Source organism: Pseudomonas sp. StFLB209, assembly GCF_000829415.1.
Classification (GTDB): Bacteria; Pseudomonadota; Gammaproteobacteria; order Pseudomonadales; family Pseudomonadaceae; genus Aquipseudomonas.
Window position 1 is genome coordinate 3572675 of the sequence record NZ_AP014637.1, and the last position, 11470, is coordinate 3584144.

At 60.3% G+C, this 11470-nt stretch carries 11 protein-coding genes; all 11 read left to right on the forward strand.

The features are described from left to right. The first annotated feature begins 12 nt into the window (after window positions 1-12). The 11 genes from uppS (at window position 13) to rnhB (ending at window position 11408) form a co-directional block, all read left to right on the forward strand. Window positions 13-768, forward strand: coding sequence for a polyprenyl diphosphate synthase (gene uppS / locus PSCI_RS15905; protein ID WP_045488687.1), 756 nt, complete (start codon window positions 13-15; stop codon window positions 766-768). After that, complete coding sequence (locus PSCI_RS15910) at window positions 768-1583, forward strand: phosphatidate cytidylyltransferase (RefSeq protein WP_045488690.1); 816 nt, start codon at window positions 768-770, stop codon at window positions 1581-1583. The genes uppS and PSCI_RS15910 overlap by 1 nt, the downstream gene beginning before the upstream one ends. After that, the gene (gene ispC, locus PSCI_RS15915; protein ID WP_045488693.1) at window positions 1580-2770 is read left to right on the forward strand and encodes a 1-deoxy-D-xylulose-5-phosphate reductoisomerase; all 1191 of its coding nucleotides are present in this window, start codon (window positions 1580-1582) and stop codon (window positions 2768-2770) included. The genes PSCI_RS15910 and ispC overlap by 4 nt, the downstream gene beginning before the upstream one ends. Window positions 2771-2869: 99 nt before the next feature. Further along, entirely contained in the window at window positions 2870-4222 is a 1353-nt protein-coding gene (gene rseP / locus PSCI_RS15920; protein ID WP_045488695.1) for a sigma E protease regulator RseP, read from the forward strand. Window positions 4223-4293: 71 nt separating this feature from the next. Continuing rightward, on the forward strand, window positions 4294-6687 hold the full coding sequence (gene bamA, locus PSCI_RS15925; RefSeq protein WP_045488696.1) for an outer membrane protein assembly factor BamA: 2394 nt from the start codon (window positions 4294-4296) through the stop codon (window positions 6685-6687). Window positions 6688-6732: 45 nt separating this feature from the next. Further along, window positions 6733-7236 carry an OmpH family outer membrane protein gene (locus PSCI_RS15930; RefSeq protein WP_045488698.1) on the forward strand — a complete coding sequence of 168 codons (504 nt, stop codon included), beginning with the start codon at window positions 6733-6735 and terminating at the stop codon, window positions 7234-7236. A 2-nt stretch (window positions 7237-7238) separates the two neighbouring features. Then, on the forward strand, window positions 7239-8294 hold the full coding sequence (gene lpxD, locus PSCI_RS15935) for a UDP-3-O-(3-hydroxymyristoyl)glucosamine N-acyltransferase (RefSeq protein WP_045488701.1): 1056 nt from the start codon (window positions 7239-7241) through the stop codon (window positions 8292-8294). A gap of 108 nt (window positions 8295-8402) precedes the next feature. Next, a complete protein-coding gene (gene fabZ, locus PSCI_RS15940; protein ID WP_045488704.1) occupies window positions 8403-8843 on the forward strand; it encodes a 3-hydroxyacyl-ACP dehydratase FabZ in 441 nt (146 codons plus the stop codon). After that, complete coding sequence (lpxA, locus tag PSCI_RS15945; protein ID WP_045488706.1) at window positions 8840-9616, forward strand: acyl-ACP--UDP-N-acetylglucosamine O-acyltransferase; 777 nt, start codon at window positions 8840-8842, stop codon at window positions 9614-9616. Before fabZ ends, lpxA begins: the two co-directional genes overlap by 4 nt. Window positions 9617-9618: 2 nt before the next feature. After that, entirely contained in the window at window positions 9619-10755 is a 1137-nt protein-coding gene (gene lpxB, locus PSCI_RS15950) for a lipid-A-disaccharide synthase (RefSeq protein ID WP_045488707.1), read from the forward strand. 11 nt (window positions 10756-10766) lie between these two features. Continuing rightward, complete coding sequence (rnhB, locus tag PSCI_RS15955; protein WP_045488710.1) at window positions 10767-11408, forward strand: ribonuclease HII; 642 nt, start codon at window positions 10767-10769, stop codon at window positions 11406-11408. Window positions 11409-11470: the final 62 nt, after the last annotated feature.

Genomic DNA, 11470 nt, shown 5'->3' on the forward strand with positions numbered 1-11470 from the left:
CGGGGTTTTTTAATGGAAAAGACCAAGCAGGCGGCACTGTCTTCAGTGCCGCGCCATGTCGCGATCATCATGGATGGCAACAATCGCTGGGCGAAAAAACGCCTGCTGCCCGGTGTCGCCGGCCACAAGGCTGGTGTGGATGCGGTGCGCGCCGTGATCGAGGTGTGTGCCGAGGCCGGGGTCGAAGTGTTGACCCTGTTTGCGTTCTCCAGCGAGAACTGGCAGCGCCCGGCCGATGAGGTGGGTGCGCTGATGGAGTTGTTCCTCACAGCGCTGCGTCGTGAGACCCGGCGCTTGAACGAGAACGAAATCAGCTTGCGGATCATTGGTGATCGCAGCCGTTTTCATCCAGAGTTGCAGGCGGCCATGCGTGAGGCCGAGCAGGCTACCGCCGGCAGCAATCGCTTTGTGCTGCAGGTCGCTGCCAACTACGGCGGCCAGTGGGACATTGCCCAGGCTGCGCAGCGGCTGGCGCGCGAAGTGCAGGCAGGTCATCTGAAGCCTGAGGACGTCACGCCCGAGCTGTTGCAATCTTGCCTGTCTACCGGCGATCTGCCGTTGCCCGATCTGTGCATTCGCACCGGTGGCGAGCACCGGATCAGCAATTTTCTGCTTTGGCAGCTGGCCTATGCCGAGCTGTACTTCTCCGACCTTTTTTGGCCGGACTTCAAACACGACGCCATGCGCACTGCGCTGGCCGATTTTGCTTCGCGCCAGCGCCGCTTTGGTAAAACCAGCGAGCAGGTCGAAGCCGGAGCCCGTGCCTGATGCTCAAACAACGGATCATCACTGCGCTTATTCTGCTGCCGATTGCCCTGTGTGGGTTCTTTCTGCTTAAAGGTGCCAATTTCGCGCTGTTCATTGGTGCGGTTGTGGTGCTGGGCGGTTGGGAGTGGGCCAGGCTGGCAGGGTTTGCCAGTCAGTCGATGCGTATCGGTTATGCCGCGGCGATCGCTGTGCTGCTGTTTCTGCTTTATCTGTTGCCGGGCCTGGCGCCTTGGGTGCTCACCGCTGCGGTCATGTGGTGGCTGGTGGCAACCTGGCTGGTGCTCACCTACCCGGTGTCCAGCGAGCATTGGGCCAGTGCACTGTGCAAGCTGGCCATCGGCCTGGCAATTCTGCTGCCGGCCTGGCAAGGTCTGGTGCTGATCAAGCAGTGGCCGCTGGGTAACTGGTTGATCCTGTCGGTTATGGTGCTGGTATGGGCGGCAGACATTGGTGCCTATTTCACTGGCAAGGCGATCGGCAAACGCAAGCTGGCGCCAAAAGTCAGTCCTGGCAAGAGCTGGGAGGGTGTTTATGGTGGCCTGGCGGTCAGTCTGATGATCACCTTCGTGGTGGGTGTCATGCGTGACTGGTCATTCGGTGAGTTTGTCGCGGGCTTGGCCGCTGCGGCGGTTATCGTGCTGATTTCCGTTGTTGGTGATCTGACCGAAAGCATGTTCAAGCGTCAGTCCGGGATCAAGGACAGCAGCAATCTGCTGCCGGGTCATGGCGGTGTGCTGGACCGTATCGATAGCCTGACAGCCGCAGTGCCGGTGTTCGCGGTGCTGTTGTGGATCGCTGATTGGGGTGTGATGTGAGCAAGGTGCAACAGGTAACGGTGCTTGGCGCGACCGGTTCGATTGGTCTGAGCACGCTGGATGTCATTGCTCGCCACCCTGGGTTGTTCAAGGTTTTCGCGCTGAGCGGTTTCACGCGACTGGATGAGCTGTTGAAGTTGTGCGTGCGCCATCAGCCGCGCTATGCAGTGGTGCCGACGTTTGAAGCTGCCGGACGCCTGCAGGCCGCGCTGATCGGTGCTGGCCTCGGAACCCGAGTGCTGCTGGGTGAGGATGGGCTCTGCGAAGTGGCTGCGCACCCTGAGGTCGATGCAGTCATGGCCGCTATCGTGGGGGCCGCCGGCTTGCGCCCGACCCTGGCGGCGGTGGAGGCAGGCAAAAAAGTGCTGCTGGCCAACAAGGAGGCGCTGGTGATGTCCGGCGCCTTGTTCATGGAGGCCGTGCGCCGCAGTGGTGCGCTGCTGCTGCCGATCGACAGTGAGCACAATGCAATTTTCCAGTGCCTGCCCGGTGACTTTTCTCGCGGGTTGGGCGCAGTGGGTGTCCGGCGGATCCTGCTGACCGCTTCCGGTGGGCCGTTCCGGCAGACCCCGCTTGAGCAATTGCAGGCAGTAACGCCTGAGCAGGCTTGCGCACATCCTGTCTGGTCGATGGGGCGCAAGATCTCGGTCGACTCGGCCACCATGATGAACAAGGGCCTCGAACTTATCGAGGCCTGCTGGCTGTTCGATGCCCGGCCCGACCAGGTCGAAGTGGTCATTCATCCGCAAAGCGTGGTTCACTCGCTGGTCGATTACGTGGATGGTTCGGTGCTGGCTCAACTGGGCAATCCGGACATGCGTACCCCCATCGCCAATGCGCTGGCCTGGCCTGCGCGTATCGATTCGGGTGTCGAGCCGCTGGATCTGTTTCGTATCGGTCAGTTGAATTTCGAAGCGCCGGATGAACAGCGCTTTCCCTGTCTGCGCCTGGCGCGCCAGGCGGCGGAGGCGGGCGGTAGTGCGCCGGCGTTACTCAATGCGGTCAATGAGGTGGCCGTGGCCGCGTTTCTCGATCGGCGCATTGGCTATCTGGATATCGCGAGTATGATTGAGTCGGTCCTGAATCAGGAGCCGGTGGTCCCGGTCAATGAGCTGGAGACTGTTTTCGCCATGGATGCCCGGGCGCGGACCTTGGCTGCGCACTGGCTGGAACGCAATGGGCGATGAAATTTTCGGACGCTTGGGGTTTTGTGCGGCATCAGGGGCAAGCGACAGGCTTGCGATGATTGACTCACTGGCCGGCAAGCCGGTCCCCGGAGAAAGTTGATGAGCGCTTTGTACATGATCCTGGGGACTCTGATCGCCCTGGGTGTGTTGGTGACCTTCCACGAGTTCGGCCATTTCTGGGTGGCGCGTCGTTGCGGGGTCAAGGTTCTGCGGTTCTCGGTTGGCTTTGGTACGCCGCTGGTGCGGTGGCATGATCGTCATGGCACCGAGTTCGTCGTGGCCGCCATTCCGCTGGGCGGTTATGTGAAGATGCTCGACGAGCGCGAAGGGCATGTGCCGCCCGAGCTTGCCGGGCAGTCGTTCAATCGCAAGACGGTCTATCAGCGCATCGCCATTGTCATCGCCGGTCCTGCGGCCAACTTCATTCTCGCCATCGTGTTTTTCTGGGCGCTGGCCATGCTGGGCAGCCAGCAGGTTCGACCGGTCGTCGGTTCGGTCGAGCAAGGCAGTATCGCTCAGCAGGCCGGTTTGCAGGCCGGCCAGGAAATCGTGGCGGTTGACGGCAAGGCGACCAGCGGTTGGGCGGCGGTGAACCTGCAGCTGGTGCGTCGTCTGGGTGAAACCGGCACGGTCGATCTCAAGGTGCGTGACGAAAGTTCAGCTACCGAGACTTCTCGTCAGCTGGTGCTCAACGATTGGCTCAAGGGCGCCGAGGAGCCGGATCCGATCCGCTCGCTGGGGATCCAGCCGTGGCGCCCGGTGCTGTCACCGGTGCTGGCCGAGCTCGACTCCAAAGGGCCAGCGCAGGCAGCCGGTCTGAAAACCGGTGATCGCCTGGTGGCGTTGAACGAGCAGCCGGTCAGTGAGTGGCAACAGGTGGTCGACTGGGTGCGTGAGCGACCCGGTGCGCAGATTTCCGTGCGTATCGAGCGCGATGGTGTGCAACTGGATATTCCCGTCACGCTGGCGACCCGTGGCGAGGCTGCGGCCGCGACCGGCTACCTCGGTGCCGGTGTGAAAGGCGGTGAATGGCCCGCGCACATGCTGCGTGAAGTCAGCTACGGGCCGCTGGAAGCGGTGGCCGAAGGCTTCAAACGCACCTGGAACATGAGTGTGCTGACCCTCGAATCCTTGAAGAAAATGTTGTTCGGGGAGCTATCGGTAAAAAACTTGAGTGGACCGATAACCATTGCTAAAGTGGCGGGCGCTTCAGCCCAGTCGGGCGTGGGTGACTTCCTGAATTTCCTGGCGTATCTGAGCATAAGCCTGGGGGTTCTCAATTTGCTGCCCATTCCAGTGTTGGATGGGGGGCATTTGCTGTTCTACCTGATCGAGTGGGCGCGTGGTCGCCCGTTGTCGGAAAGGGTACAGGGTTGGGGCGTTCAGATCGGTATCAGTCTGGTGGTGGGCGTTATGCTGCTCGCGCTGGTCAACGATCTGGGCCGACTCTGAAGCTTCGTTCCGTTACGAATCTGCCGCATCAGCGGCAGCTTGTTTATTGCCAGTTGGAATAAAAGGACTTCATGAAACGTCTGCTGCTAACTGCGGCTCTTGCCGCACTGATGATTGCTGAAGTTCACGCCGAGTCCTTCACCATCTCCGATATTCGTGTCAATGGCCTGCAGCGGGTATCCGCCGGCAGCGTCTTTGGTGCGCTGCCATTGAACGTCGGCGAGCACGCAGACGATGGTCGTCTGGTCGAAGCCACTCGTGCGCTGTTCAAGACCGGGTTCTTCCAGGACATCCAGTTGGGCCGCGAGGGCAACGTCCTGGTCATTACTGTAGTCGAGCGTCCGTCGGTAGCCAGTATCGAGATCGAAGGCAACAAGGCCATTTCCACTGAAGACCTCACCAAAGGCCTCAAGCAGTCAGGCCTGGCTGAAGGCGAGATCTTCCAGCGCGCCACCCTTGAGGGCGTGCGTAACGAGCTGCAGCGTCAGTATGTTGCCCAGGGCCGCTACTCGGCTGAAGTGAAGGCCGAAGTCGTGCCGCAGCCGCGTAACCGCGTGGGCCTGAAGATCAACATCGACGAAGGCACCGTTGCCGCTATCCAGCACATCAACGTGGTGGGCAATACGGTGTTCCCCGATCAGGACCTGATCGACCTGTTCGAGCTCAAGACCACCAACTGGCTGTCGTTCTTCAAGAACGATGACAAGTACGCCCGTGAGAAACTCTCCGGCGACCTGGAGCGCCTGCGCTCCTACTACCTGGACCGCGGCTATATCAACATGGATATCGCCTCGACCCAGGTCTCGATCACGCCTGACAAAAAGAGCGTGTACATCACGGTCAACGTCAACGAAGGCGAAAAGTACAGCGTCAACTCGGTCAAGCTCAGTGGCGACCTCAAGGTGCCCGAGGATCAGGTCAAGTCGCTGATGCTGGTGCAGCCTGGCCAGGTGTTCTCGCGCAAGGTCATGACCACGACTTCCGAACTGATCACCCGGCGTCTGGGTAACGAAGGCTACACCTTCGCCAACGTCAACGGCGTGCCGACGCCAAATGATCAGGATCACACCGTCGATATCACTTTCGTGGTCGATCCGGGCAAGCGTGCCTACGTTAACCGCATCAACTTCCGCGGCAACACCAAGTCGGCCGACGAAGTGCTGCGCCGTGAAATGCGCCAGATGGAAGGCGGCTGGGCTTCGACTTATTTGATCGATCAGTCCAAAACCCGCCTGGATCGTCTGGGCTTCTTCAAGGAAGTCAACGTCGAGACCCCGGCCGTGCCGGGCACCGACGACCAGGTCGATGTGAACTACACCGTTGAAGAGCAGGCCTCCGGCTCGATTACCGCCAGCGTCGGTTTCGCCCAGAGCGCCGGTCTGATCCTCGGTGGCTCGATCAGCCAGAACAACTTCCTCGGTACCGGTAACAAGGTCAGCATCGGCCTGACCCGCAGCGAATACCAGAGCCGTTATAACTTCAGCTATGTTGATCCGTACTGGACGCCCGATGGTGTGAGCCTGGGCTACAACGCCTTCTATCGCAGCACCAACTACGATGACCTCGACGTCGACGTGGCAAGCTATGCGGTAGACAGCTACGGTGCCGGTATCAGCCTGGGTTACCCGATCAGCGAAACCTCGCGTCTGACCTATGGCCTGAACGTGCAACAGGACAAGATCAAGACCGGTACCTACACCGTTGAAGAGATTTTCGACTTCATCGACCGTGAGGGTAGCAGCTTCCTGAACTTCAAAGCGTCTGTCGGCTGGTCCGAATCGACCCTCAACAAAGGCGTGTTGCCGACCCGTGGTCACTCGCAAAGCCTGGTGCTTGAGTCGACCCTGCCAGGCAGCGACCTGTCGTTCTTCAAGCTTGACTACCGCGGCCAGTACTTCTATCCGATCAGCGACACCTACACCCTGCGTCTGCACACCGAGCTGGGTTATGGCGACGGTTACGGTTCGACCAGTGGCCTGCCGTTCTACGAGAACTACTACGCCGGTGGCTTCAACTCGGTACGTGGCTTCAAGGACAGCACCCTTGGTCCGCGCAGTACGCCGAGTCGTGGTTTTGATCCTGTGACAGGTGAGGGGCGTCCCGGAACCATCGCCGACCCGGATCAGGATCCGCTGCCATTTGGTGGCAACGTGCTGGTGCAGGGCGGTGTGGAGCTGATGTTCCCGCTGCCGTTCATCAAGGACCAGCGCTCCTTGCGCACTTCGCTGTTCTGGGACGTGGGTAACGTCTTCGACAGCAACTGCGATTCCAGCCGCACCCGAAACGGTGAGCGAGTCGAGTGCAATAACGTCGACTTCTCCGGCATGGCCAGTTCTGTTGGTGTCGGTGTGACCTGGATTACCGCGCTTGGCCCGCTGAGCTTCGCGCTGGCGATGCCGATCAAGAAACCGGACAACGATTCCGAAACCCAAGTGTTCCAATTTTCCCTGGGTCAGACCTTCTAAGGGTCTGGCTCCCGAAAACGATAACGAATTCTGTAGGAGTGTATCGTGCGTAAGTTGACTCAATTGGTACTGCTGGCCACCGTTCTTGTTGCAACCCCGGCGTTGGCAGACATGAAAATTGCCGTGCTGAACTATCAGATGGCCCTGCTGGAATCCGATGCGGCGAAGAAGTACGCCGTGGATGCCGAGAAGAAATTTGGCCCTCAGTTCACCAAGCTGAAAAGCCTGGAAACCAGTGCCAAGGGTATCCAGGACCGTCTGGTCAGCGGCGGCGACAAGATGGCCCAGCCTGAGCGCGAGCGTCTTGAGCTGGAATTCAAGCAAAAGGCCCGTGATTACCAGTTCCAGTCCAAGGAACTGAGCGAAGCCAAAGCCGTTGCTGACCGCGAAATGCTCAAGCAGCTGAAGCCTAAGCTGGATCAGGCTGTTGAAGAAGTTATCAAGAAGGGTGGTTTTGACCTGGTGTTCGAGCGTGGCGCCGTGATCGACGTCAAGCCTCAATACGACGTGACCCGCCAGGTCATCGAGCGTATGAACCAGCTGAAGTAACCATGAGCGCCTCCATCAAGCTCGGCCGTTTGGCCGAGTTCCTGGACGCCACCTTGCGTGGCGACGGGGACAAGGACATCGCCGGACTCGCCACTTTGCAAGAGGCGGGTCCTGAGCAGGTCAGCTTTCTGGCCAACCCGCAATATCGCAAGTTTCTCAATGAGACCCAGGCCGGTGCCGTGCTGCTCAAACCAGCTGATGCCGAAGGCTATGCCGGCGATGCGTTGCTGGTGCCGGATCCGTATCTGGCTTATGCGCGCATTTCGCACCTGTTCGACCCCAAGCCAAAAGCTGCTGCCGGGATTCACCCGACGGCGGTTGTCGCTGATGATGCGCAGGTCGATCCGAGTGCAAGTATCGGCGCTTTTGCGGTGATCGAGAGCGGCGTGCAGATCGGCGCGAATGTTACGGTCGGTGCTCAATGCTTCATCGGTGCACGCAGTGTGATTGGCGAGGGCGGCTGGCTGGCGCCACGTGTCACGCTGTATCACGATGTGCGCATTGGTCAGCGAGTGGTCATTCAGTCCGGTGCCGTGCTGGGCGGCGAAGGCTTCGGGTTTGCCAATCAGAAGGGCGTCTGGCAGAAAATTGCCCAGATCGGCGGCGTGGTCATTGGTGACGATGTGGAAATCGGCGTCAACACGGCCATTGATCGCGGTGCGCTGGCCGATACCCGCATCGGTAACGGTGTGAAGCTGGACAACCAGATTCAGATTGCCCACAACGTGCAGGTCGGTGACCACACCGCGATGGCGGCTTGTGTCGGTATCTCTGGCAGCACCAGGATCGGCAAGCATTGCATGCTCGCCGGTGGTGTGGGTCTGGTCGGACATATCGAGATTTGCGACGGCGTGTTCATCACCGGCATGACCATGGTGACTCACTCGATCACCGAGCCTGGCTCCTATTCGTCAGGTACGGCCATGCAGCCGGCAGCGGAGTGGCGCAAGAGTGCGGCACGACTGCGCAAGCTCGATGATATGGCTCGTCGACTGCAGAAACTGGAAAAGATCGTCGAAACGGTGACCTGCGACGCCGCTGGATCATCTGAAGGCTGATATCTTTTTCCCATCAGGCGAGTGCGGCCGCTGGACCGCCTCCCTGAGTTGTAGAAGAGCGCCGCAGTTGTGTGCGCTCTCACTCTTTACTACAGGCTTCCCCTCGAAATGATGGACATCAACGAAATACGCGAATATCTGCCTCATCGTTACCCTTTCCTGTTGGTGGATCGCGTGGCGGAGCTGGATCTTGAGGGCAAGACCATTCGCGCCTACAAGAACGTCAGTGTCAACGAGCCGTTCTTCAATGGTCACTTTCCCCAGCATCCGATCATGCCGGGCGTATTGATCATCGAGGCCATGGCTCAGGCTGCGGGTATCCTGGGTTTCAAAATGCTTGACGCCAAACCTGCTGATGGCACTCTCTATTACTTCGTGGGTTCGGACAAACTGCGTTTTCGCCAGCCAGTGGTGCCGGGCGACCAGTTGACGCTTGAGGCCAAATTCGTCAGCCGCAAGCGCCAGATCTGGAAGTTCGAGTGCCAGGCCTCGGTCGACGGCAAGTCGGTTTGCTCCGCCGAAATCATCTGTGCGGAACGCGAACTATGAGTTTGATTGACTCTCGCGCAATCATCGATCCGACGGCCGTACTGGCCGACAACGTTGAAGTCGGCCCTTGGTCGATCATCGGGGCCGGTGTGGAAATTGGCGAGGGTACTGTGATCGGCCCCCACGTGATTGTGCGTGGGCCGACGCGCATCGGTCGTCACAACCGTATCTACCAGTTCTCTTCCGTTGGTGAGGACACCCCTGACCTCAAGTACAAGGGCGAAGACACACGCCTGGTGATCGGTGATCACAACGTGATTCGTGAGGGTGTGACCATCCATCGCGGCACCATTCAGGACCGCGCAGAGACCACGCTGGGTGATCACAACCTGATCATGGCCTATGCGCACATCGGTCATGACAGCGTGATCGGCAACCACTGCATTCTGGTCAACAACACTGCCCTGGCCGGTCATGTGCATGTTGATGACTGGGCGATCCTGTCCGGTTATACGTTGGTGCATCAGTACTGTCACATTGGCGCACACAGTTTTTCCGGGATGGGTACTGCGATTGGCAAGGACGTGCCGGCGTTCGTCACCGTGTTCGGCAACCCCGCCGAGGCACGTAGCATGAACTTTGAAGGCATGCGCCGGCGTGGGTTTTCCGAAGAGGCCATTCTGGCCCTGCGCAAGGCCTACAAGACGGTCTACCGCCAGAGCCTGACGGTCGAACAGGCGATTGCCGAACTGGCTGAGCCGGCTGCGGCGTTTCCTGAAGTCGCGATCTTTCTCCAGTCGATTCAATCGTCCACCCGCGGCATCACCCGCTGATCATGGCCAGTCCATTGCGTATCGCTCTGGTCGCGGGCGAGGCGTCCGGCGATATTCTGGGTTCCGGCCTGATGCGGGCCATCAAGGCGCGTCATCCGGATGCGACCTTCATCGGCGTTGGCGGGCCGCTCATGGAGGCTGAGGGCATGACCTCGTACTTTCCCATGGAGCGCTTGTCAGTCATGGGGCTGGTTGAGGTGCTGGGCCGCTTGCGCGAGCTGCTTGGGCGGCGCAAAGAGCTGATTCAGGCGCTGATCGCCGAGCAACCGGATGTGTTCATTGGCATCGATGCGCCGGACTTTACCCTCACCATCGAACTGAAGCTGCGTCAGGCCGGGATCAAGACCGTGCACTACGTCAGCCCGTCGGTCTGGGCCTGGCGTCAGAAGCGCGTGCTGAAGATTCGTGAAGGCTGCGACCTGATGTTGACCCTGCTGCCCTTCGAGGCACGTTTCTACGAAGAAAAGGGCGTGCCGGTGCGCTTTGTCGGTCATCCGTTGGCCGATACCATCCCGCTTGAGGCTGACCGGGCTGCGGCGCGCGCTGAACTGGGCTTGGGTGACGGGCCGGTGGTGGCGTTGATGCCGGGCAGTCGGGGCGGCGAAGTCGGGCGCCTGGGCGCCTTGTTCTTCGATACCGCTGCGCGGCTGCTCGCCGAACGTCCTGATCTGCGTTTTGTCCTGCCTTGTGCCAGCCCGCAGCGTCGGGCGCAGGTCGAACAGTTGCTGCAAGGTCGTGATCTGCCGGTGACGCTGCTTGATGGCCGCTCCCATGTCGCTCTGGCCGCCTGTGACGCGGTGCTGATCGCGTCGGGCACTGCCACGCTCGAAGCGCTGCTGTACAAACGGCCGATGGTCGTGGCCTACCGCCTGGCTCCGCTGACTTTCTGGATTCTCAAGCGGCTGGTCAAGAGTCCTTACGTGTCGTTGCCCAACCTGTTGGCCGGTCGCCTGCTGGTTCCTGAGCTGTTACAGGATGCGGCAACTCCCGAGACGCTGGCTGGCCAGTTGCTGCCCCTGATCGACGCAGGGATGGTGCAGACCGAAGGCTTTGACCAGATTCACCGCACCTTGCGCCGCGACGCCTCCAACCAGGCGGCACAAGCGGTGCTGGAACTGATAGGTCGTAACCCCGAGTGAGTGTGAACGCTATGCAGATGGGCCTTGATTTCACCCTGGTCGAAGAGCTGGTTGCCGGTGTCGATGAGGTGGGGCGTGGCCCGCTGTGTGGCCCGGTGGTCACCGCAGCGGTCATTCTGGATCCGGCGCGGCCGATCATTGGCCTTAACGACTCCAAGAAACTCACCCAGGCGCGCCGCGAACAGCTGTTCGACGAAATCTGCGAAAAGGCCCTCGCCTGGCATATCGCCCGCGCTGAGGTCGAGGAAATCGACCAGTTGAATATTCTCCATGCCACGATGCTGGCCATGCAACGCGCGGTCGAAGGGCTGAGCGTGACCCCGAAGCTGGCCCTGATCGATGGCAATCGCTGCCCGAAGCTGGCGGTGCCATCGGCGCCGGTGGTGCAGGGTGATGCCAAGGTGCCGGCGATTGCTGCGGCATCGATTCTCGCCAAGGTCAGTCGCGACCGGGAAATGGCCGCGCTGGAACTGATCTATCCCGGCTACGGGATGGGCGGGCACAAGGGCTACCCCACGCCTGTTCATCTGGAGGCGCTGGCGCGTCTGGGCCCTACGCCTATCCATCGGCGCTCGTTCGCACCGGTACGTGCTGCCTGGGAAGCGCGCGATGCCATAGCCCTGCAAGTGCCGGACGGTTTGCTTCAGCACTGACGTTTGCGTCTGGGCTGGGTACAATCCCGAGCTTCGTTTTACCTGTCTTCGCGCTATAGGAT